Here is a 21,191-nt window from a genome sequence, read left to right as displayed (position 1 = left end):
ACGAAGCTCTTATTTTATACAGGAAACTGGATGAAAGTGATGTAGAAAAAGAAAGAAATAAACGCCTTTCTATATTGATATAAATGGTTATAATGGTATAATTTCTCTGAAACAAAAGAGAATGGAGAGGGATCTGATGATTTTAACGAAGCACGATCTTCACCACTACTTGGCACAGGATAAGAAAGCATTAGCCATTAAGCGCAAAAGACCTAAGTGGTTTGGGGATGATATATGGAAATATCAAAGGATTTTACGAAAATATGAATACTATTCTAATAGCGGCGCTACACTTCGCAAATGGTTTTATCGCTATTTACATAAAAAGAAAGGCATGCAGCTTGGCTTTGATATTCCGATTGGTGTCTTCGGCCCTGGCCTTAGAATCAATCATACGGGTCTCTTAATTGTGAACAAGCATGCAAAAATTGGGGCATTTTGTGATATTCATCAAGGGGTGAATATTGGTCAGAACCATCATGAAAAGGATGTGCCAACCATTGGGGATCATGTATGGATTGGCCCTGGTGCTAAGCTGTTTGGGGACATCTATATTGCAAATCATATTTCAATCGGAGCAAATGCTGTTGTAAACCGTTCTTTTCACGAGGAGAAGATTGTTATTGCAGGTGTGCCTGCGCAAAAGGTAAAAGAAAAAAGCCCTTCTTCATGAAGGACTCACCTGATAAAAAAGAATGATACCGATCAAAACAGAGATGAGCAGCATGAGATAAAACAAGGTCGTTAAAATGAGAATTGTCCAGCCAAGTCCCTTCCTCTCTGTCTTGATCAAATAAATACCGAGAACGATGGTACTAAATAGGACACCTAAAATGGCCCACAGCCATTTGTCTTTATCATGCTTTGGCGCATCAAACCATAAATAAATGGCAACAGCAAGTGAAACGAATAACCCCGTAATTCTCACGTTCAAACTCCTCCTTATGTAATTACATGTTCTCTATTATGCTTTTTAGCCCCCCTTCTTCTTCAGTTTATTCAAACATTCGATCCTTTTGTCCTAAAATGATTCATCATTGTTAAGTAGCTTGTCGCGGGAGGCTTTTCCATTCCTCTCTCAGCATCCCATAGCGCATCGAATCATAATATTCTCCTTGATAGTAACGAACCTTTCTCAGTCTCCCCTCAAGGACAAATCCGCATTTCTCTGCGCACCGCATCATCCGTGCATTTCCCGACCATGTGGTAAGACCAATTCGAGGGATATCAATATGAGCAAATAACTCATCAGTCCATAGACTTAACGCCTTTGTCCCAACGCCACCGCTCCAAAAGCGCGAGTCATAAATGAGAATGCCGCATTCAAGCCACCGTGTACGTTCATTCTCCCAATAATATGACACGGTGCCTTTGATTTCGCCGTCTATTTCAATGCCATATAGCTTTGGCGGAATGGATGTATCCTGTAAGTATCGTTTTTTAAATGCAGCAAGCGGGATTTCGTGTTCATAAAAATATGGGGCATTCCACTTTCGATAGGACTGATCTGGTGCTTTGAATTTTAAATGCCATACCATCTCTAAATCGGCTTCGTTTAATGCTTGTATGCTCACATGCTCTTCCTTTTCCCTTTTCATCTGTTCACGTTCCTTTACTTTGTCGTTCTTTTTGCTAGATGACGGTACTCGATAGGCGTCATGCCTTCGTTTTGCCGAAACAGTTTAGAAAAATAAGTAGGGTCGTCAATGCCTACGTGATCAGCAATAGCTGCGATTTTATCATTCGTTGAGGCAAGCATGCTTTTGGCTTTTTCGACCTTGAGACGATTGATGTATTGGTTTGGCGTCAGTCCATATACAGTCTGCATGCACCTTGTCATGTAATCAGGATGATAATGCAGCTTCTCTGCAAGCTCTTCCATTTGTAGTTTCTTCATAAAGTGACGCTCAAGATAATGAACCACTTCTGAGGCGACATTCTCCTTTGCACTTGGAATATGAAATGCTTCTTTTTGTAAATGAATGAGCATTTCCTCAAACTGAAGCTGTTTTTTCAGCGGCAGTTCAGACGCGTCATCATTTAGTGCCCGCATTGCTGAAAGATGTTTTTCGAACACATTTCTTCCTTTCACTTTTCCTATACGAGGCAGGCTAAATTCATATGTTGCCGGATTTTCAAAGGTGGCTTGATTTTGTTTCATATCAAACCAGTGTTCTCTCAGCCGATTCGTCAACTCAAATGGATCAATTGAAAAATGCAGCCACTCATAGTGAGTTTCTTCTTCGCATGGCAGGTGTCCCCCATGAGACAAGCCAGGTGAGAGAATGATATATTCTCCTTCTTTTACGTGATGAGCCTCTCTGTCTTCTGTGATCCATAGTTCCCCCTTTGTGACATAAAGAAGATCAAACACAGTGAAGGTTCTAGAGATATGTCTTTCTCCTTGATGAAATACACCTTTGCCTGAAGCAATATAAACCGGGAACGGCGGTACAGTAAATGTAATAAATCGATTCATATTCATCCCCTTATGAAGTCGGATTTCTCCAATAAGTTTCGGTTTCATCTCTTCTTATTATAGTCGATGCAAGGTACACTATAAATCGGATTTATACGAAAGGAGGTTGATTGATGAAACCTCAATCACTGCCAATTCAAAAGATTCAAGCTAGGGGGAAGAAAACCCATCCTTCATTATTTACATTAACTTGGCCTATTTTTATTGAAATCTCTTTATATATGCTCATGGGAAGCGCGGATACCCTCATGCTCAGCCAATATTCCGATAATAGTGTTGCCGCAGTTGGTGTAAGCAACCAGCTCCTGAATTTATTGATTGTCATGTTCAGTTTCATTACAACTGGAACGACGATTGTGATTGCGCAGCTTTTAGGAGCAAGCCGCAGACAGGAAGCGACTCAAGTCGCCTATGTCTCACTAGGAACCAACTTCTTGATTAGCTTTGTCATTAGTCTTCTCATGTTTGTATTAGCTGTTCCCATTTTACATCTGATGGGCCTATCAAGTGAGCTCATGCCGGATGCGGCGGTATTTTTACAAATTGTCGGACTGCTTTCTTTTATTCAAGCGCTCATTATGACGTATAGTGCTATTTTAAAAAGCTACGGATATACAAGAGATACGATGTATGTCACCATCGGAATGAACTTGCTAAACGTTGCCGGTAACTATCTGGTCATTTTCGGTCCGTTTGGCTTCCCCGTATTAGGTGTGATGGGGGTCGCTTTTTCTACCTCACTTGCTCGGTTGATCGGATTAATGGCAATGATCCTCATTGTACGCCGCCGAATTGGATTACGCTTTTCACTGAAGAAGATGTTTCACATCCAGCGGACACATTTAAAAAAGCTTCTGAAAATCGGGATTCCTTCTGCTGGAGAGCAGCTTTCTTATAACGGCTCTCAAATGATCATTACACTGTTTATTACGTTTATGGGGACGCAGGCATTAGCAGCAAAGGTCTATACTCAAAATTTAATGATGTTCATTATGCTGTTTGGTGCAGCCATTAGCCAAGGGACACAAATTTTAATCGGGCGCCATATTGGGGCGAAAGAATTCGATGCTGCCTATCACAGATGCATGAAAAGCTTATACTGGGCCATTGGCATCTCCCTTCTTTCTTCCACTGCTTTATCTTTATCATCGACGCATTTGCTTGCTTTCTTTACTAGCAACAGCGAGATTATCCAAATTGCCGCCACACTCCTCCTATTGACAATTATTTTGGAACCTGGCCGTTCTTTTAATATGGTCATTATTAATTCCTTGCGGGCTGCTGGTGACGCGAAGTTTCCAGTGTATATGGCGATGATTTCAATGTGGGGCATCGGGCTTCCGATCGCCTACTTGTTAGGCATTCAGCTTGAGATGGGTCTCATTGGGGTTTGGATTTCTTTTATCGTGGATGAATGGGTAAGAGGCATCTTTATGTATAGGCGGTGGCGTTCAAGGGTATGGACAGAGTATCGCTTTTCTTCCACATAAAAAGGACTGCGGGTGCAGTCCTTTTTTACGTAATATCTTCTAAAATAAGTGCTTTTTCCTGATTTGAAATAAATAATCGCTGTGTAAACACGCGGTATTCATTTTCTCTTGTTTTATCTAAAATGGCTTTATAAAAGTGAGCAGCTGCTTTCACCGATATACGTGAATAAAGCGGGAATTCATGAAGATGGTCAAAAAACTCCTCGTAGTATGCCTCTGCCTCAAAGGCAATGTACTCCCATACGTGCTGAAATGCTTGATTGACAATGCCTTCTTGCAATTCTTGCTCTGTATATCCGAATTGATCCATGACTTGCTTTGGCAAATAAATGCGGTCTCTTTCAGCCTTATCCTCGCCGATGTCACGAAGGATATTGGTCAGCTGCATGCCAATCCCTAATGAAATCGCTGCTTCTTTCAGCTGCTCTTTTTTACGCGGTGCAATAATGGGAAGCAGCATGAGTCCAACGGTACTAGCCACATGGTAGGAATAGATGAGCAGTTCATCTAACGTTTCATACCGGTGCTGCTCTAAATCCATCTCCTGACCTTGGAGCAAGTCACGGAACGGGGCTTCATCCATACGAAACTCTTGAAATGTATGTTCTAGCGCTACCCACATTGGATCATTCCGATCTACCTCACCATGTAAAAATCGATCAAACGTCTCTCGAAAGGAGGCAAGCTCCTCTTTTGGTGAGGGGGACTCATCTACAATATCATCTGCTCTCCGGCAAAAGGAATACACAGCCCAGACGGCCTGTCTTTTCTTTTTAGGCAGCATGGAAAAGGCACGGTAAAACGTTTTGGAATGGGTTTGAATGGTCTCCTCACACAATTTCAATGCTGTTTGTACATCAACCACTTAGTTTCACTTCCTTCCTGTCATTCAAATCTTTTAACAGCACAGAAGCCATCAGCTTTGCACTTTGCATGACGATCGGCACCCCGCCGCCAGGATGGATGGAAGCACCTACCGCATAAAGATTGCCCGTCTCAGCAACCTTCACTTGCGGGCGGAACACACCTGATTGAAACAAGTTAGGCGCAAGTCCAAAGCTGCCGCCTTCAAACAATCCTTCTCGCAAGGAATCATTTGGTGTTCTGATTTTTTCCCAGACAATCGACTCTCGCAATCTTGGAAAGCCTCTTTTCTCAAGACGATCGACCATTTTCTCTACAAAATCTGTTTCCTCTTCCCAGTTGATATGATCTCCTGAGGGAACGGGAATCAGCATATATAAAACACTACAGCCTGCCGGGGCAAGAGATGGATCAATGATCGATGGATTAAATGTATAAAACGACGGATCTTGAGGGATTGTCTTCGTTTGAAAAACCTCTTTCATATGCTGATCAAAGTGTTCGCCCATAAAAAATTGGTGAACAGGCGCATCATGGTACATCTTGTTTAACCCTAGATACACCATCACACAGCCAGAAGACGGCACGTATTTACGCCGATCTTGTTCATCTAAACCAAGCTGTTTTAACGCAGCTGGATAATCTCCGTTGATCACAAATGCATCAGCTGCTATACGGTCGTCACTGACTTTTGCTGTAACCACGCGCTTTCCCTCAAACTCTAGCTCTGTGACTTCTTCATTTTTTCTTATATGCACACCCATTTTTATGAGCTGCCTCTCCAGTATATCTACTAAGCTCGCATAGCCGCCTTTTAAATAGTAGATTCCATGTGCGTGCTCACTATATGAAACGAGCGAATAAATAGCAGATGCTTCATACGGGTTCCCTCCGACATAGAGGGTTTGCAGTGCGTATGCATCTCGCAGGCGTTCGTCTGAGAAATACTTTTTCAGAGCACTTTGAACCGTTCGATACGCCTTTAATTTCATTAAAATCTTCATGTTTGCTTTTGTAAAAAATGTACGTTTTTCATGAAATGATTTCTCTAGAAAGGCTTGCTGCCCTTCTTGAAAACGGTCTGTCATTTCTTCCATAAACCTTAGAAATCCTTGATCTTCTTTTGGAAATACACGTCTGATTTCCTCTAGCTGACGAAATGCATCAGAGTACTTCGTGTAGGAGGTTCCATCTTGATATTGAATCGTATACAGCGGATCAAGCTGCAAAAGATCAAGAGACGCTTCGTCCATTCCAACCTCATGTAAAATACCTTTTAACATATCAGGAAGTAGGACAATGGTCGGACCTTCATCTACTTTATATCCTTTCTCACGTACAAAAGCAAGTCTTCCGCCAAGTCGCTCATTTTTTTCGACAAGCGTGACATCATGTCCAGCCTTTTTTAAATAAAGTGCTGAGATTATCCCGCCAATCCCGCCACCTGCAATCAATATATGTTTTTTCATGAGGCGCTCCCCTTTTCTTGGTGCGGCAATGTTTTGTGCGTATGTTTCTCTTTTGAAAGAATCGCATTTGTCGTGATACGTGCTGATTCTAAAATGGTCGGCAGCCCGCTTCCTGGGTGCGTCCCTCCTCCTACGAGCCAGCAATGGTCCAATTCATCAAATTCATTGTGCGGCCTTAGGACCATCATCTGCGTCAGCTGGTGGCCAAGGTTAAATGTAGCTCCTTCGTATACGTAAAGGTCTTCCTCCCATTGCTTCGGTGTGATCATCCGTTCGACTTCTATATGCTGTCTCACATTCTTAAAACCGGTTTTTCGCTCAAGTGTGTCCAGCACAAGTTCTCTAAATTCATCTTGATGCGCTTCCCAGTCAATACCGCTTTGATTGTTGGCAACAGGTGCCAGCACATAAAGAGCTGACTTTCCTTTTGGCGCAAGCGAGTCATCTGTGACACTTGCATTTTGAATATAAATAGAAGGATCATCTGGCAGCTCATACGTTTTCGTTATGCCTTTGACAAATTGAGCATAATCATCGGAAAATACGATGGTATGATGCGGCTCCTCATACATGATATCTAATCCTAAATAAAGCATAAAGGTGGAGCATGAGAATTTTTTCTTTTTTAATTTTTTCTCGCTATATTTCTTTAAAAGTCCTGGTTCTACAAGCTTTGTCATCACATGTGCAAAGTCTCCATTTACAACAACCTCATCTGCCTGTAATTCTTCCCCAGATTCTAAGCGAATGCCTTTTACTTTCCTGCCTTCCGTCAGCAATTTTTCGACGCCAGCTGACAGATGAATCGTCGCTCCAGCTTCAGCCGCTGCTTTTGCCATCGTTTCTGACAGCTGATTGACCCCGCCCTTCGGATGGAAAACACCTGTGTCATGTTCCATAAACGATAGAATGGAGAAAGCACCAGGGCACTCCCACGGTGACATGCCTAAATACTTTGATTGAAATGTAAACGCATATTTCACTGATTCATTTGAGAAATAATCTGACAGCACATCATATAAACTCTTATTCAATGAAAGCTGCGGAAGTGCTTTGAGCACCTTTGGACGCAAATAGTGATGAAAACGATCCATTTTACTTTGTAAAATAGGTGTAAGCTGATCCATTTTGCGCTTTGTATCGTTCATAAATCGTAAATACCCTTCGCCCTCACCAGGTGCAAAGGCTTCTAACCGTCTATACATTTCATCACGATCTCGAATCATATCTAGCTGATCGTCTTGAAAAATCAATCTATACATTTCTTTTAATTCGATCACATCAATATAGTCATAAAGATTTTTACCAGCAAAGGTGAACAGCTCCTCTGCAATATGAATCATGCTGAGAAAGGTAGGACCCGTATCAAACGTGAAATCACCGAGTTGAAACTTAGAGTTACGTCCGCCAACAAAGGGCTGTTTTTCGTATACCTGAACATCATGTCCTTTGCTTTGAAGCATCATAGCTGCCGCAAGTCCCCCTGGTCCTGCTCCGATCACAATGATTTCCATTATCCTTTTTCCTCCAAATTAATTCACTTTAAGTTAATTATACAAATTAGAAAGATTAGATCAACTTTTGATGTGCTCTATTCGTCTCATGTTATGTATTAAAAAAGCCGGCTTCCCTTCAACAAATGTAAGAAAGCCGACCCTTTATTACGCTTCTATATCAATTCGATACGTTTCAAACCAATGATGAATCTGCGCCAGATGAGCGATTAACTGCGGGCCCTTCATGAGCTGGCCATACCAAGGCACTTGAAAGGAGGCTCCTTCCGTTTCAATCAGCTGGTTTAATTGATGTGCATCTAGAAATTCGTGAAGGACAGAATCTTTTTGCGCAAGGCAATCTGTTAACATCTCTTTCACAGCCTGAGTATAGGCTGGATGATGTGTTTTCGGATAAGGACTCTTCTTGCGATAAAGCACTTCATTCGGTAAAATTCCCTCTAATGCTTTTCGTAAAACCCCTTTTTCACGATTTCCATGCATTTTCATTTCCCAAGGAATATTCCACACATATTCGACAAGGCGATGGTCTGCAAATGGCACACGTACCTCAAGACTCGCCCCCATACTCATTCGGTCTTTTCGATCTAGCAGCGTTGTCATAAACCAGACCATATTTAAGTAAAAAAGTTCTCTTCGGGCTTTATCCACTCCAGTTTCTCCATCTAAAAGAGGCGTTTCAGCCACGGTTTCTTCATATTTGCTTTGTGCATATTCTCTTAGTGACAGCTTCTTTTGCCACGAATCTTGTAAGAGCTGCGTTCTGGCTTCCGTCGATCTCATCCAAGGAAAACCATTCGTTTCATTTGCCGCATGGAACCAAGGATAACCTCCAAAAATTTCATCCGCACATTCACCTGACAAACCGACAACAAAGTCCTTTTTAATTTCTCGGCAGAACCAAAGCAAAGAAGAATCAATATCTGCCATACCCGGTAAGTCTCGGACCTCAACCGCTTCTTTCAAATAAGCAGCCAGCTCCTTTTGTCCAATGACGCAGCTGTGATGATTCGTTTGAAACGCCTTGGTCATGCGGTCAATCCATGGACCGTCAGCATTCGGCTGGAATTGACTTGCTTCAAAGAATTGATCATTTCCTTCGTAGTCAACCGAATACGTATGAAGCGGTGCTTTCCCTATTTTCTCAAAGTGCTTAGCGGCAATGGCGGTAATGGCACTCGAATCGACGCCACCCGATAAAAATGTACAAACAGGCACATCAGAAACGAGCTGTCTTGTGACGGCATCTGTAAAGAGATGCTTGACGTGCTGGGCGGTGTCATCAAGTGAGTCCGTATGCGCCTTGCTTTTGACATTCCAGTATCTCCACACACGCAGTCCGTCTTTTGAAAAAGTCAAAGCATGAGCAGGTCTCAGCTCTTTTACCCCTTTAAACACTCCTTGCCCTGGTGTTCTAGACGGTCCTAAACCAAAGATCTCCGATAATCCTTCATGATCGACTTTTGCTTTCATATCAGGGTGAGCAAGTAGCGCTTTGATTTCCGAACCAAATAAAAAGGAATGATGACGTTCTGTATAGAAAAATGGCTTGACGCCGAGCCGGTCTCTCCCTGCAAATAATAATTCACGCTCACTATCCCAGATCACAAATGCAAAAATACCATTAAAATGGGTCACACACTCTTCCTTCCATTCTGTGTAGGCGTGAAGAAGAACCTCTGTATCAGAATGTCCAAGAAAGCGATGGCCCCTTTTTAACAATTCTTTTCTTATATCTTCTGTGTTATAGAGCTCTCCATTGTATACAACGGTATAAGCATGGTTTTGATGTGTATATGTCATCGGCTGTTTTCCGCCTTCTACATCTACAACCGCTAACCTTTTATGCCCAAATAGAACGTGCTCACTTTTCCACGTATTTGTATCGTCTGGCCCTCTTTTAGATAATGTATCTGTCATTTGATTGATTACATGATCCTGTTGGATGAGCTGCTTTTTAAAGTCTGCCCAGCCTGTTATTCCACACATCATCATCAGCTCCCATCCGTTTTTCCTCAAGTGTTCTCATTCAGCCTTTCTTAGTTTATGCATCGTCTCCTTGATAGTTGATTTGTCCTTTTTTTCTCGGGCGTATAGGACAAGCATGATTTGGTAAGAAAAGAAAGAGGAAAGGAGCTTTTGCAAATGGAAAAACGAATGAAGCAGCTTGAACGCTGCAGTCGAAGATGGTGCAGCGGGTATTTACTGATTGAAAACGGGTATTGTCTGATTGAAGATGAAGAAGGAGACATCATGCTGCCAGAAAGTCTTCAAAGCACGATGATCTGTTTGAAGGAAAATGGCAGGTGGACCAAAGGGGAACTGCTCGGGTCCATGATACTTCATGAAAGTGGGCAGCTAGTAGAAGTACAAGGCGGTGAAGTGATTCAATATACGGCATCACTTGCGAAAGGATGGCTTGACCTACTGATGTTCGTTCCTGAAAACGTTTTTTATGAAATCATTGCACAGGTAGAGCAGCTTGGTTTTTCCGTCTACGATTGTGTTTTCTCCTCCTTTCATTCTTTTCAACGAGTTTCTTTCTTTCAGTTTTCGACAGATTCACAATCACTTGCCCTTCAATGTCACCATGACTCCGTCGCAGGTCAAATTCGTTTTGAATGGACCACTTCTGACGGTTACCGGTCGGTTTCGCAATTTGATGGCATATAAAAAGGACACTGCTTCGTATAAGCAATGCCCTTTTTATGTTAAAAGATATGGAAACCGATCGGCAGACGTAAACCGAGAAGAATGGTCACAATCGCGAACACGATAAAACCAATCAATACACCAGTCACCGATTTTCCTTTTTTCTTGCGTACAAGAACCATTTCCATGAAGCCGATCACAAGGATACCGAGAATCATTTTACCGATATACTCGCCACCGAAACCTGGAATTTTCATTCCTGTGCGAACATACAGCTCTACGCCTGTTGCGATAATGATCAAGTACAATAGTCTGACAATCATGTGCACAATTTTAGCACCTTTGTCGTTTTTACCTGCTAGAGCAAAGGCAACGAAGAATAAAATAATCCCTAGCACCCATGCTGTAATATGTAAATGCGTTCCCATCTGTTATTTCCCCCTTTATCAGAACAATTACCTTCTCATCGTACCACGAAATAAGTCGAACACAAAGCGACAATCCTGTGTCATCGCACTCTTTATTTGACGCGATTCGATAGCGTTCCAATCGGCTCAATCGTGATGTCAATTCGATCCCCTGAAGCTAAGAACTTAGGCGGTTCAAAGCCTTTGCCAACCCCAGAAGGTGTTCCCGTTGCAATGATGTCACCAGCTTCTAGTGTCATCCCTTTTGAAAGAGTAGAAACAATATTCTCGATGGAGAAAATCATTAATTCTGTACTGGCAGACTGGCGAACCTCTCCGTTTACCTTTGTTTCCACATGGAGCGCACCATGATCCTCGACCACTGACTTATGCACAATATAAGGTCCTATCGGGCAGGTTGTATCTAAGCTTTTACCTATGAAAAATTGTTTGTGTTTTTTCTGCAAATCTCTTGCCGTTACGTCATTTAAAATGGTGTAACCGAATAGATAATCGCGGACCTCTTCAGGTGCAATATTCTTCCCTGATTTGCCCATCACGATCGCAAGCTCCCCTTCATAGTCCAGCTCACTGGTCACATCTTCATGAAGGAGAATATCCGCTTCATGTCCAACGACTGAAGTAGGTGCCTTTGTAAAGATCATCACATCTTTAGGAAGATCCGCTGCACTTCCCATCTCCATGACATGATCTTGATAATTCTTTCCAACACACATGATGTTTTTAGCTGGCTTTGGAATCGGCGCATGGAGTTTCACTTCCGAAAGCGGATATACATAAGAACCGCGGTCTTCTTCTTTTTTCTCAGCCCAGTCAAGGAGCTGTTTGACATGCTCAACAAACTTGTCCCCCATATGAATACATTCAGCTAAAGAGTTTGGCAGTGTCTCAAGCTCAAATAATTTGGCTTCTGCCTTTTTGACGTCCATGACCCATTCATCATCAATGACTACCCCAATAAACATTCTGCTATGTATCTCACCTGTAAAAAACTTCATGTCTTCCCCTCACAATCTTCATTTCGCTAAGTGATGATGTCTCATTTTATTTCTCTATGAAATAAAAAAAACCCTTTTTTATCATACTCTCTTTTAAAAAGGGTTTCAAAAAAGATGATCTGATGTTTAGCGGTAGCGGCGATACTCCCACATGTTCCCTTGGTCCCATTTGCGATCAACATTTCCTCTGCTGTGGGAATGATGCTTTTTCTTTCCACATCTTTTGCAAGAGCGGCTGCGTCTATGGTGATGAGAACGTTTAGATCGATGGCAGCTTCTGTGGTGATGAGATCTTTTAGAACGATGGCTGCGATGTGACTTACGGCAGCTTTTCTTATGATGGGATCTGTGTTTGCTGCGGCATGATTTTTTCGGCTCACTCTTTTTGCTTCTGCAAGATTTCTTGCTTTTGCACGACTTTTTACTTTTGCATGGTTTCTCACTTTTCACGCTTTTCTTTGAACAGCGACTTTTTTTCGAACGATAGCTCTTGTAGCTTTTTTTACTGCGGTGTGATTTACGGCATCCGCCTCCACCAAAGAACCAATGACGGCGTTTTGAATGGCGAGAACGTGCTGACTTGTGCGATCGTCTCGATTCTGGTTCACGATCTAAGTGATGATCACGTCCTTCACTTCGAAGTGAATCCACTGCATGTTCAATATGTGAATGATCAAATGTGCTCACGAACGATTCCCCTCCCAGTCTATACTTTGACAAAACAAACAGATCAAGCTGTTTATCTTCTCTGCTTTATGTTACGAGACTTGGTAGACAAGTGTTCTTGGCGGATGCCCCTTTCTTTTAAAACTCCATGAATACCTAACAAACGGGTACAGGACATTCCTTCATTTTCATATCGTAAAGAAGAGCATAGGAGGATGATGAACGCATGACCACAGAACCTTTAAAGCAAATGGATATTTGGATTCATCCAAAGGACCTGATTGAATTAAGAAAAGACATATGGAACGACGAACCTGTTGAGGCCATTTTGAAAACCGGCCAGATCAAATCACATATTTATGCTTCATACCGCGGGTCTCACATTAGAAAGCTGAAAAAAAAGTCCTATCAAATTGAATATCGTAAGCCAAAGCAAAGACAAGGCGAATCTATCTTTCATTTAAATGCAGAATACAATGACCCCTCGTTTATCCGAAACAGACTGTCCTTTTATTTCTTCGAGCAGATAGGGGTGCTAAGCCCGGCTGCGTCTCATGTGTTTCTCACTATAAACGGAAGAAAAGAAGGCATTTATTTAAAAATAGAATCTGTTGATGAGCACTTTTTTCAGAAAAGGCAGCTTTCAGGAGGCGGCATTTATTATGCAGTCGATGACGATGCCAACTTCTCCCTTTTGAGTTCGTTTGATAAAAAGCCCAAAAAACACCTCCTCCTCGGGTACGAGAAAAAAACGGGGACTTCTCAACACGATCAGCAGCTGAGTGAATTTATTTACTTTCTCAACACAGCGAAAGATGACATATTTGCAGAAAAAATTGAGCAATACTTAGATGTAACACAGTATTTCCGCTGGCTCATTGGTGTCGTGTGCACACAAAACTTTGACGGCTTTGTCCATAACTACGCTCTTTATGTGAATGAACAAGGAAAATTTCAAGTACTTCCTTGGGATTATGATGCGACATGGGGCCGTGACATTCATGGAGAAGAAATGGCATTTGATTATATTCCAGTAAACGGCTTTAATACTTTAACTGCTAGGTTACTAGATATCCCTTCATTTAAGAGAGCCTATTACACGCTTTTTCAGCATGTACTCAATACTCATTTTTTAGAAGACCGGCTTTGTCCAATCATCGAAAAATGGCATGCTTCTATCGAGAACCGAATTGGAGATGATCCTTATACGAGAGACCGCAAAGACATCCTACAATCAGAACGAGAGGTCATCCGGCAGTATATCAACAAAAGACGACGTTATTTACAGGCTGAAATAAGAAAAGAGACATATGATACGTAAGGACGCTTTCGAATTTTGTCACTTTATTACTCATATTGACGAAACAGCTTTTTTTATAGAAAAATAGGGTATACTAACCATATCCTTCTATTATATAAAAAATGTGAGAGTTGGCGTCCGTTATGATCAATTATGAAATTGAACAAAAAAGATTACATTTAATTGAGACAGCAAAAAAATTCGGGATGAATGCCGAAGAAACCATCAGGTGCAGTCAAGAGCTTGATACACTCTTAAATAAAGGCATCAAATACACCTCGAATGAATGCTCTAAAAAAGGGTAAACCATACACCTAATTCCTCTCATCAAAAGCTTTCAAAAAGACAATCACACATTAAAAGACCCATCATAAGCTATGGTGAAACGCCCAAAAACAAAGTGCCTTATTTTTATAAAGGATGTGCACCGCTATGCCGGCTATTGTTGGAGCCTTTAAAGTAAATGCCGTCGGAACGAGCGGAGTCGTTCATGTTGGAGACTGCATCACCATTTCTCCAAATAGTCAGGTTAAAACGTTTGCTGGCGCAGGCAGTTTTAACACTGGTGATCAATTGCGCATTAGCAACTATAAAAGTGTGACAAATACGTACGACAGTGATGTCATTGATCAACCGCTTGTTGGTAACTTGTAAGGAGTGAGAATCCGTTGAACTTCTATATTAATCAAGCGATACAAATTAATTATTTGCGTGTAGAGTCTGTCAGTAACTCCTCTGTGCTGCAAATTGGGAGCGCTGGTTCAATTAAAGCTCTTTCTAATCTGTATAACACGGGCAGCTACGTAGAAGCAGCACCTGCCGCAGCAGGTACACAAGGAATTGAAGAATCCCAAGGCGCAATCACAACACCTTTTGTACCGCTTCAGTCACCAACAACTTAAGTTCATCTGCTATCCCCGGAGGTGTATGTCAATGTATGATTATCAAAGCAACGCTTCACAGGTGCATGGCATCATTCAAAAGCAAACACAACAAATTATGATGCTTGAAAAAAGGCTTAACGAACTTCAGCAGGAAATGCAAATGATCAAAGATAAACCGACAACGACGATTGAACGGATTGATTATCAATTTGATCAACTGAAAATCGAGCGGCTTGAAGGCACACTGAACATCGGCCTCAATCCATCTGATCCAAACAGTGTTCAAAACTTTGAAGTGGGCCAAACAACAACCCCGGGTATTGGAATGATGCAGCAAGAAATGGCTGATCAATTTTTCAATCAAACACGCCAGCTTGTCGACGCATTCTTAAATGAAGAAGCGCCAGAACTTCTTGAAGAGCTAGAGCAGCGATATGAAGGGTCTCTTGATGAGAGCAACAAACACCACATCATTGAGGACATTCGCAAGCAAATTGACAGCAGAATCAAATACTATGCAGGACAGCTCCCGCACCGGGAAGATATGACCCCGCTGCAGCGTTCAGAGCAAATTGCTGAATATGTGAAGCATGATGTCAAACGAGCGATTGAGCATTTCTTAGCCCATATTCCAAATGAAACGAAAGGAGAGGAAAACGGATGAATTTCACAGTCGTCAACCGCAACATCGAGACCGGATGCATTAAAGTAGTTGGGGTTTCGTCCTCTTCCCTATTTATCATCGGGGACACAGATCATGTACAATTATCCTCCATTTTTGATACACCGCCAGAATCTCTTATCATTGGCCCGTTTGTTCCTCTGGCACCTCGATAATGATAAAGCGCACATCTCAAGTGAGTTTCACGAAGGTGAATTCTGTGGGGATTTCAAGTGTTGTTCAAATCGGTGATACTCAGGAGCTATGCCCGAAGGTTAAGGTGTTAGCTGTTCAACGAACCATTAGTTTGTTTTATGGCAATGAAGCAGAAAACTTAAATGCTAAAGAATTTGAAGTGTATTATGAGCCTATTCCATTGATGCTGCCGGAACGATCCGTCAGAACAGCATTTTACCATGAAAAGCCTGTGATTAAAGTGTCTTCAATACATGTAGAAGGGGTGTCTTCCTCCTCTGTGTTTCAAATTGGCTCTACGTGTGGAGTGAATGGCGTTGCAAGAGTGAAGCATATTCGAGAGTTATTTAGCAACGACGAAAGTCCGCCAAACTCACAAATGGACCTACCTGCGCATATGATGGTGATATGACTTCGAATAAAGGATGTCGATTATGCCAGCAATTGTCGGACCCATTTACATTAACTCTATTTCTGGAGGCGTCGTAAACGTCGGTGACTCATTCTACCTGTCGCCTAAAAGTTCGTCAAAATCTGCTTTAGGCTCTGGAGCGGGAAATACCGGAGATTTCTTGATATTAAATAATGGCATTAGCGCCACCAACTATGTGGATCCTGACTTAAATGATCAGAATATGGTAGGCAATGCATAAAGCAGCTCCTCTACAGTCATTTCATTTAGAGGAGCGCTTTTTATGCTTATTTTTTTCTGCGTTGTCTCGATTTTTTTGTTTTAACCAGCTTGCTTGCCGGCTGTTTTCGAATCCATTTGATGTACGAAGCAAGCTTTTCATCCTGCCTTAGTGCATCAAGTGTGTTCAAGCGTGCGGCAAGCTCCTGGTTTGTAAAGAGTGCATGCACTTGTTTATGGCAGGGGATACACAGGAAGGCAGTCGGTAAAAAAGCCCCACCTTCTTCTCTTGGTGTTAAGTGGTGTTCTGTGAGCAGGACATTTTGTCTTCCGCACAGCTCACATAATCCAATGGTTTGCTTTGCCACCCTGTCATCACCTCAACATTTACATTAATTCCATTGAGACCGTTGTCCCTTTCCCGCTTGGATCTGCTGGATGGACAATCAGTTTTTTCGGCAGTCTCATTTTCAATTCTTCCACGTGGCTAATCACACCAACTGCTAAATTGTGAGACTGCAGTTTCTCTAATGCGGTAATGACCGTATCAAGCAAGTCTTGATCGAGCGTACCGAATCCTTCATCAAGGAAAAAGAATTGCAGCGGGAATTCACCTCTCAGCTGAATTTGTGCAGAAAGAGCAAGGGCAAGCGCCAGCGATGTCAGGAAGGTTTCCCCGCCGGACAAGCTGGACACAGGACGCCTGACACCACCATTTGCATCATCACGCATAACAAAGCCGCCTTCTGAGTCGACCTCAATCGCATATCTTTGTCTCGTCAACATACCCAAGCGGGCGGATGCATCACGACTGACACTTTCCAGCTGTTCTTCTGCTAAAAATTCAACAAACGTATTCCCTTTAAAAACGGTTTGCAGTTTATCGAGGCGATCAATTTCTTGCTGCAGTGCTTCCAAGCGTTCGTGAATACTTGCAAAGCGCTGATGATTTTCTTCAACCACACGCAGGTGTTCATGTGCGGACCCACTCATTGCTGTCGCTTCTTCCAATGCTTTTTCAGCTGCATCTTTTCTGTGCTGAATGTCAGTCCACTGCTTTTCATCCAGTGACTCTTCTTTCAGTAATTCAGAAATTCGCTTTAAGTTTGCGGCACATTCCTTTCTTTTATCCTCAAATTCCTCAATTTCCTGTTTGACCGATTGACGTACTGCCTGTTCCATTGAAGCAGACTCAATTTCCTGCGGCATATGAAAAGGAGAGAATTCTGTTTCTTTTTCCCATGCTGCTTCTGCTTCTTGTTTTCGCCGGTTCGCCTCTTGAAGCTGACGCTCACTGCTTGAAAAATGGCTTTGCGCCTCACTAAACAACTGCTGCGCGTGCTGCAATTGCTTGTACGATTGCTGTTCTTTTTCATTAAGAAGAGCAAGAGAATGTTCAACCTCAATAAGTTCATCAGAAATAGAGGCAGCTTTTAATGGATATCGGCCTAAATCTGTTTCATATTGATGGATAAGCTGATGCTGACTTTCTAGCTGATGCGCTAGTTTATCAAGTTCTTTCTCGACATTGTATATCGCTGTCTGCAGCTGCTCTTTTGCTAGCTGTTTTTCTTCCAAAAACGAAATGCTTTTCTCAATACGTTCTTTATAGCCTTCCGCTTGTTGGTCCTTTTCATCGATTTGCTTTTGCAGCTCTTGTACTTGATTCAATGTAAAATGAGGGAAGGCCTGTTCAAATTGAGTCGTTTGCACTGAAAGCTCAGATTGAAGCTCTTTGATCAGCACCTCTAATTCTTCGATGCGTTGCTGTTCAAAAGTCATTTGCTCTTTCATCTTGCTCATCTCTGCTGCTTGATTATGCGTTTCATCCATTAAACGAGCTCGTTTACGTTCAACTTCTTGAATATCCTGCTTTATGCCTTTCCATTCTTGCATCAGATCCTGCAAAGACTGCGGATTTTGTACGGTTTCTACTGCTGCAGCTACTTCCGCTCCCGGGGCTTTCTGAGATAAGAAAGCAAATTGTTTCACTAATTGATTGGCATTCGTTTCGAGGAGCTGCTTTGCGGCATACATGTCTCTCGCATACTCCTCTGCCTGCTTGAGCTCTTTGTCCATCCGTTGAATGACTTCATCGACTTGTGCCACGGTTTCTTCATGGTCATTGTATTCCAAAGCCTTTGGATCATGATGAATTGATCCACAAACCGGACATGGTTCACCATCTACTAGCTCTGCCGCTAATTCTTTTCTTAATTCAGCCGCCCTTACAACATCACGCTGTTTTAATTTTTCGAGCTTCTGATGTTGTTCTTTTTTACTCCATTCTGTTAGAGCTCGTTCGAATTCACATACATAAAAATAGAGGTGTTCAATTGCTTGAAACGATTGGTCTATTTTTTCATGATGGTCGTTTTGCTGTTTTTGAAGCTTTTCATATGCTTCTGAAGTCTGTGTGGCTCGCTTTTTGACCTCCTCCATCTTTTGCTTTTCTTTTTGAATGCTGCGGTTTATTCTTTCAACATTTTCACTTAAACGTAAAGCATCCTGTACACTTTTCCGTTCTTTTACTGAGACTTGTAACTGCTCCAGCTCATGCTTCAGCTGTGTTTGTTTCGTCAGTGCACGCTCTAATAGAGATTGAAGATTGTCCGCTTCTTTTTTCTTTTGTATGAATTGCTGCGTTTTTTCATTTTTTTGCTGTTCTATTCCTGTCTTTTCCTGAAGAGCTGTCTCTTTTTTTCGTTCAATTTCCTTTAGATGAATCAGCTGCTCTTTCTTTTGGAGAAGTTCTGGCTCAGTCTCTATTTTCTTTTGCCGGGCTTGCTCATACTCCTGCGTCATTTGATCATAGATCGTTCGTTGATGCAGCAGCTGCTTTTCTGCTTCCTGCTTCTCCTTTGATGCTTGAGAAAGCTGTTTTTCAGCCTTTGTTAATGCATCCGCATAGGGCTTTAGCGCCTCTGCCTGCTCTGCGATATTGAGCTTGGCCTTTTTCTCTTCCATTGATGGTGCCAGTAGATTCAGTTTGTTTTGTTCAGTCTCATAAGCTTCTTGTTCCTTTTGATACTGCCAGATCGCTTGCGCCTTTGTAAAAGCAGTGAACGCTTCGTCCCGCGCTTGTTTTTTCTCATGAAAAATGGCTTTTGCCTGCTCTGCTGCTTCCTTTGCTTTTGCCAGCGCCTCTGGGCCAGCTTCCCCTAAACCATTCAGTTCAGCCAGCAGTTCATTTTTTTGCCCATATTGATTCTGAGCTTTTGCACGCAAACGCTTGACGAGCTGGTCCCCATACTTTTCCAAGTTAAACAACCGCTGAAGCATTTGACGTCTGTCTGCCCCTTTTAGGGAGAGAAATTCTGCAAATTTCCCTTGAGGTAAGACAACCGCTCGTGTAAAATCATCAATGGTTAATCCGAGTAATTCTTCTACTTTACGATTGACCTCACTCGCTTTATCTGCGAGAACGGTCTGCGTATCACCGATTTCAATCAGGCGGCATAATGTCGTTCTGACTTTCATTTCATCCGCTCGTTTGAAAGCACGTTCAACTTTATAAGAAATATGATGTTCCTTTTGCAAAGCAAATGTAAAGGAAACCGACAGCTTTTCTTCCGCTTGGTTCAAAATACCATGTGTATTATTTAACGCACGTTCCACTTTGCCATAGAGTGCCAGGGTCATGGCGTCTAATATGGACGACTTTCCACTTCCTGTCGGTCCAAATATGCCAAACACACCTGCATCACATAATGAGCTAAAGTCAATTGTTTGTTCTTCTCTGAAGCTATGAAGTCCTTTAATGGTCAGCGTAATCGGCTTCAAGTCGCTTCCTCCTCTTGCATTTCATTGGCTAGCTCTAAAAACAGTTTGACTGTTTTTTCATCGGGTAAACCGCCACCTGTCTGGCGCTCATAAAATTTCACGAACCGCTCTTCGATCGAGAGCTTTTCCACTTGCTTTTGCTCTTCTATTTGCTGTAGTTCTTTGAACTTTGGTCGAATGTGAACAAACCCACTATGCTGCTTACGGAGCTGATGAATCTCTTCAATAGAGAGCTGGTCTGTTAAATGAACCTCTAAATCAATCCACGCCTGAAGATCACGTTTTTCATCCAGCCACTCGTGCACTTGACTCAGTCCCTCAGTCGCCTTCCATTTCACAAGTGGTTTTCCGCTTGATAAAAACACTTCTTTCCAGCTTGCCTTTTCATTAGGTTTTGCCTCTACAATTGTGACTGATTTGGCATAGCCTGATTCAGAAAAGCTATAAGCAAGAGGTGATCCAGAATACCGGGCAATCGTTTTGGCACGTTTGATCGTTTGCGGGCGGTGCAAATGACCAAGTGCAACATAGCAAGCTGCTTCTGGCAGGCTTTCAGCCGCAACGGTATATGCGCCGCCTACTTCAATCGGTCTTTCTGAATCTGTTTGACTTCCTCCTGCCACATAAATGTGGCTTGTTGCAATATTAACTGTATCCAGCTGGAATTGAGTACTTAAATGTTGAAACGCTTGTTGAATTTTTAAATTGTAATGATCACGAAGCACTTTCTCTTCAAATGTTTCAGCCAGCACCTCATTTAGTCTCGCCTCAGACGGATAAGCGAGTGCTGCAATGGATAAACGTTCACTCGAAGAAGGAACATCGACACGGATGATGTCATTTGTCGGATATCCAATTAAATGAATACCCTGATCATTTGTTAAAGGAGATGCGGCTGATAAGCGATCCGGATTATCGTGATTGCCTGAGATGACCACTACCTGCCGTTTTCCTTTATCAGATAAGGCAGATAGACTTTCATAAAAAAGCTGCTCTGCTCTAGCAGGCGGATTCACTGTATCAAAGGCATCACCGGCCATCACAATGACATCAATGTGTTCGTCTTTCACGATTTGATACAGTTCATCTAAAAACTGTGCTTGCTCATCAAGCCGGCTTCGACCTTCAAGGGTTTTCCCTAAATGCCAATCCGCTGTATGCAGAATCCTCATGTGTT

General features: G+C 42.3%; 24 protein-coding genes. 11 read left to right on the top strand and 13 right to left on the bottom strand.

Annotated elements, in window-relative coordinates:
• Positions 1 to 136: 136 nt before the first annotated feature.
• The gene (locus tag GKC25_RS05130) at positions 137 to 673 is read left to right on the top strand and encodes a serine O-acetyltransferase (RefSeq protein WP_034663405.1); all 537 of its coding nucleotides are present in this window, start codon (positions 137 to 139) and stop codon (positions 671 to 673) included.
• Here GKC25_RS05130 and GKC25_RS05125 read toward each other — a convergent pair.
• The 3 genes from GKC25_RS05125 to GKC25_RS05115 form a co-directional block, all read right to left on the bottom strand.
• Complete coding sequence (locus GKC25_RS05125; protein ID WP_080869523.1) at positions 668 to 928, bottom strand: hypothetical protein; 261 nt, start codon at positions 926 to 928, stop codon at positions 668 to 670. The genes GKC25_RS05130 and GKC25_RS05125 overlap by 6 nt on opposite strands.
• A gap of 112 nt (positions 929 to 1,040) precedes the next feature.
• Positions 1,041 to 1,598 carry a GNAT family N-acetyltransferase gene (locus GKC25_RS05120; protein ID WP_034663411.1) on the bottom strand — a complete coding sequence of 186 codons (558 nt, stop codon included), beginning with the start codon at positions 1,596 to 1,598 and terminating at the stop codon, positions 1,041 to 1,043.
• 14 nt (positions 1,599 to 1,612) lie between these two features.
• Entirely contained in the window at positions 1,613 to 2,479 is an 867-nt protein-coding gene (locus tag GKC25_RS05115; protein ID WP_034663414.1) for an AraC family transcriptional regulator, read from the bottom strand.
• 113 nt (positions 2,480 to 2,592) lie between these two features.
• Here GKC25_RS05115 and GKC25_RS05110 point away from each other — a divergent pair, with 113 nt between their 5' ends.
• Complete coding sequence (locus GKC25_RS05110; RefSeq protein ID WP_034663418.1) at positions 2,593 to 3,969, top strand: MATE family efflux transporter; 1,377 nt, start codon at positions 2,593 to 2,595, stop codon at positions 3,967 to 3,969.
• A 25-nt stretch (positions 3,970 to 3,994) separates the two neighbouring features.
• Here the strand turns inward: GKC25_RS05110 and GKC25_RS05105 are convergent, their stop codons facing one another.
• The 4 genes from GKC25_RS05105 to asnB form a co-directional block, all read right to left on the bottom strand.
• Positions 3,995 to 4,834: a phytoene/squalene synthase family protein gene (locus GKC25_RS05105; protein WP_034663422.1), complete on the bottom strand. Its 840-nt coding sequence runs from the start codon at positions 4,832 to 4,834 to the stop codon at positions 3,995 to 3,997.
• Entirely contained in the window at positions 4,827 to 6,302 is a 1,476-nt protein-coding gene (locus GKC25_RS05100) for a phytoene desaturase family protein (RefSeq protein ID WP_034663425.1), read from the bottom strand. The genes GKC25_RS05105 and GKC25_RS05100 overlap by 8 nt, the downstream gene beginning before the upstream one ends.
• Positions 6,299 to 7,816, bottom strand: coding sequence for a phytoene desaturase family protein (locus GKC25_RS05095; RefSeq protein ID WP_342689925.1), 1,518 nt, complete (start codon positions 7,814 to 7,816; stop codon positions 6,299 to 6,301). The genes GKC25_RS05100 and GKC25_RS05095 overlap by 4 nt, the downstream gene beginning before the upstream one ends.
• Before the next feature lie 147 nt (positions 7,817 to 7,963).
• On the bottom strand, positions 7,964 to 9,805 hold the full coding sequence (gene asnB, locus GKC25_RS05090; protein ID WP_034663432.1) for an asparagine synthase (glutamine-hydrolyzing): 1,842 nt from the start codon (positions 9,803 to 9,805) through the stop codon (positions 7,964 to 7,966).
• A gap of 156 nt (positions 9,806 to 9,961) precedes the next feature.
• On the opposite strand from asnB, the gene GKC25_RS05085 reads away from it, so the two are divergent.
• On the top strand, positions 9,962 to 10,489 hold the full coding sequence (locus tag GKC25_RS05085; protein ID WP_095284998.1) for a DUF2777 family protein: 528 nt from the start codon (positions 9,962 to 9,964) through the stop codon (positions 10,487 to 10,489).
• 38 nt (positions 10,490 to 10,527) lie between these two features.
• On the opposite strand, the gene GKC25_RS05080 is transcribed toward GKC25_RS05085, so the two are convergent.
• The 3 genes from GKC25_RS05080 to cotG form a co-directional block, all read right to left on the bottom strand.
• Positions 10,528 to 10,896, bottom strand: coding sequence for a YisL family protein (locus GKC25_RS05080; protein WP_034663442.1), 369 nt, complete (start codon positions 10,894 to 10,896; stop codon positions 10,528 to 10,530).
• A gap of 92 nt (positions 10,897 to 10,988) precedes the next feature.
• On the bottom strand, positions 10,989 to 11,894 hold the full coding sequence (locus GKC25_RS05075; RefSeq protein WP_095284997.1) for a fumarylacetoacetate hydrolase family protein: 906 nt from the start codon (positions 11,892 to 11,894) through the stop codon (positions 10,989 to 10,991).
• Positions 11,895 to 12,020: 126 nt separating this feature from the next.
• Entirely contained in the window at positions 12,021 to 12,581 is a 561-nt protein-coding gene (cotG, locus tag GKC25_RS18475) for a spore coat protein CotG (RefSeq protein WP_425389368.1), read from the bottom strand.
• 205 nt (positions 12,582 to 12,786) lie between these two features.
• Here cotG and GKC25_RS05065 point away from each other — a divergent pair, with 205 nt between their 5' ends.
• The 8 genes from GKC25_RS05065 to GKC25_RS05030 all read left to right on the top strand — a co-directional run bounded on the left by GKC25_RS05065 (position 12,787) and on the right by GKC25_RS05030 (position 16,253).
• The gene (locus GKC25_RS05065; RefSeq protein ID WP_216454731.1) at positions 12,787 to 13,881 is read left to right on the top strand and encodes a CotH kinase family protein; all 1,095 of its coding nucleotides are present in this window, start codon (positions 12,787 to 12,789) and stop codon (positions 13,879 to 13,881) included.
• Between the two features lie 122 nt (positions 13,882 to 14,003).
• Positions 14,004 to 14,165: an aspartyl-phosphate phosphatase Spo0E family protein gene (locus GKC25_RS05060; protein WP_012009503.1), complete on the top strand. Its 162-nt coding sequence runs from the start codon at positions 14,004 to 14,006 to the stop codon at positions 14,163 to 14,165.
• A gap of 127 nt (positions 14,166 to 14,292) precedes the next feature.
• Complete coding sequence (locus tag GKC25_RS05055) at positions 14,293 to 14,514, top strand: spore germination protein (protein ID WP_003211745.1); 222 nt, start codon at positions 14,293 to 14,295, stop codon at positions 14,512 to 14,514.
• A 14-nt stretch (positions 14,515 to 14,528) separates the two neighbouring features.
• Positions 14,529 to 14,762 (top strand): spore germination protein GerPB, encoded by a 234-nt coding sequence (locus GKC25_RS05050; RefSeq protein WP_060595958.1) that lies wholly within the window; start codon positions 14,529 to 14,531, stop codon positions 14,760 to 14,762.
• Between the two features lie 31 nt (positions 14,763 to 14,793).
• Positions 14,794 to 15,408, top strand: coding sequence for a spore germination protein GerPC (locus GKC25_RS05045; RefSeq protein WP_066031066.1), 615 nt, complete (start codon positions 14,794 to 14,796; stop codon positions 15,406 to 15,408).
• Positions 15,405 to 15,581: a hypothetical protein gene (locus GKC25_RS05040; RefSeq protein ID WP_060595956.1), complete on the top strand. Its 177-nt coding sequence runs from the start codon at positions 15,405 to 15,407 to the stop codon at positions 15,579 to 15,581. Before GKC25_RS05045 ends, GKC25_RS05040 begins: the two co-directional genes overlap by 4 nt.
• Positions 15,581 to 16,012 carry a spore germination protein GerPE gene (locus GKC25_RS05035; protein ID WP_342689924.1) on the top strand — a complete coding sequence of 144 codons (432 nt, stop codon included), beginning with the start codon at positions 15,581 to 15,583 and terminating at the stop codon, positions 16,010 to 16,012. The genes GKC25_RS05040 and GKC25_RS05035 overlap by 1 nt, the downstream gene beginning before the upstream one ends.
• 22 nt (positions 16,013 to 16,034) lie before the next feature.
• On the top strand, positions 16,035 to 16,253 hold the full coding sequence (locus GKC25_RS05030) for a spore germination protein (protein ID WP_003211468.1): 219 nt from the start codon (positions 16,035 to 16,037) through the stop codon (positions 16,251 to 16,253).
• A 46-nt stretch (positions 16,254 to 16,299) separates the two neighbouring features.
• Here GKC25_RS05030 and GKC25_RS05025 read toward each other — a convergent pair whose 3' ends face one another.
• Genes GKC25_RS05025 through sbcD form a run of 3 tightly spaced genes read right to left on the bottom strand, consistent with a single transcriptional unit; the run spans position 16,300 to position 21,186 of the window.
• Positions 16,300 to 16,599: a hypothetical protein gene (locus GKC25_RS05025; protein ID WP_034663464.1), complete on the bottom strand. Its 300-nt coding sequence runs from the start codon at positions 16,597 to 16,599 to the stop codon at positions 16,300 to 16,302.
• Between the two features lie 19 nt (positions 16,600 to 16,618).
• The gene (locus GKC25_RS05020; RefSeq protein WP_034663465.1) at positions 16,619 to 20,014 is read right to left on the bottom strand and encodes an AAA family ATPase; all 3,396 of its coding nucleotides are present in this window, start codon (positions 20,012 to 20,014) and stop codon (positions 16,619 to 16,621) included.
• A complete protein-coding gene (gene sbcD / locus GKC25_RS05015; protein ID WP_034663467.1) occupies positions 20,011 to 21,186 on the bottom strand; it encodes an exonuclease subunit SbcD in 1,176 nt (391 codons plus the stop codon). The genes GKC25_RS05020 and sbcD overlap by 4 nt, the downstream gene beginning before the upstream one ends.
• Between the last annotated feature and the right edge of the window lie 5 nt (positions 21,187 to 21,191).

The sequence above is a fragment of the Bacillus pumilus genome, assembly GCF_038738535.1.
In the GTDB taxonomy this organism is placed as follows: Bacteria; Bacillota; Bacilli; order Bacillales; family Bacillaceae; genus Bacillus.
This window is presented reverse-complemented; position numbering and strand designations above follow the sequence as displayed.

Excerpts from the sequence above, each read along its gene's own strand:
- GKC25_RS05130 (WP_034663405.1), top strand. The coding sequence starts at position 137 with ATGATTTTAACGAAGCACGATCTTCACCACTACTTGGCACAGGATAAG.
- GKC25_RS05120 (WP_034663411.1), bottom strand. The coding sequence starts at position 1,598 with ATGAAAAGGGAAAAGGAAGAGCATGTGAGCATACAAGCATTAAACGAA.
- GKC25_RS05115 (WP_034663414.1), bottom strand. The coding sequence starts at position 2,479 with ATGAATCGATTTATTACATTTACTGTACCGCCGTTCCCGGTTTATATT.
- GKC25_RS05110 (WP_034663418.1), top strand. The coding sequence starts at position 2,593 with ATGAAACCTCAATCACTGCCAATTCAAAAGATTCAAGCTAGGGGGAAG.
- GKC25_RS05100 (WP_034663425.1), bottom strand. The coding sequence starts at position 6,302 with ATGAAAAAACATATATTGATTGCAGGTGGCGGGATTGGCGGGATAATC.
- GKC25_RS05095 (WP_342689925.1), bottom strand. The coding sequence starts at position 7,816 with ATGGAAATCATTGTGATCGGAGCAGGACCAGGGGGACTTGCGGCAGCT.
- asnB (WP_034663432.1), bottom strand. The coding sequence starts at position 9,805 with ATGTGTGGAATAACAGGCTGGGCAGACTTTAAAAAGCAGCTCATCCAA.
- GKC25_RS05085 (WP_095284998.1), top strand. The coding sequence starts at position 9,962 with ATGGAAAAACGAATGAAGCAGCTTGAACGCTGCAGTCGAAGATGGTGC.
- GKC25_RS05080 (WP_034663442.1), bottom strand. The coding sequence starts at position 10,896 with ATGGGAACGCATTTACATATTACAGCATGGGTGCTAGGGATTATTTTA.
- GKC25_RS05075 (WP_095284997.1), bottom strand. The coding sequence starts at position 11,894 with ATGAAGTTTTTTACAGGTGAGATACATAGCAGAATGTTTATTGGGGTA.
- GKC25_RS05065 (WP_216454731.1), top strand. The coding sequence starts at position 12,787 with ATGACCACAGAACCTTTAAAGCAAATGGATATTTGGATTCATCCAAAG.
- GKC25_RS05060 (WP_012009503.1), top strand. The coding sequence starts at position 14,004 with ATGATCAATTATGAAATTGAACAAAAAAGATTACATTTAATTGAGACA.
- GKC25_RS05055 (WP_003211745.1), top strand. The coding sequence starts at position 14,293 with ATGCCGGCTATTGTTGGAGCCTTTAAAGTAAATGCCGTCGGAACGAGC.
- GKC25_RS05045 (WP_066031066.1), top strand. The coding sequence starts at position 14,794 with ATGTATGATTATCAAAGCAACGCTTCACAGGTGCATGGCATCATTCAA.
- GKC25_RS05040 (WP_060595956.1), top strand. The coding sequence starts at position 15,405 with ATGAATTTCACAGTCGTCAACCGCAACATCGAGACCGGATGCATTAAA.
- GKC25_RS05035 (WP_342689924.1), top strand. The coding sequence starts at position 15,581 with ATGATAAAGCGCACATCTCAAGTGAGTTTCACGAAGGTGAATTCTGTG.
- GKC25_RS05030 (WP_003211468.1), top strand. The coding sequence starts at position 16,035 with ATGCCAGCAATTGTCGGACCCATTTACATTAACTCTATTTCTGGAGGC.
- sbcD (WP_034663467.1), bottom strand. The coding sequence starts at position 21,186 with ATGAGGATTCTGCATACAGCGGATTGGCATTTAGGGAAAACCCTTGAA.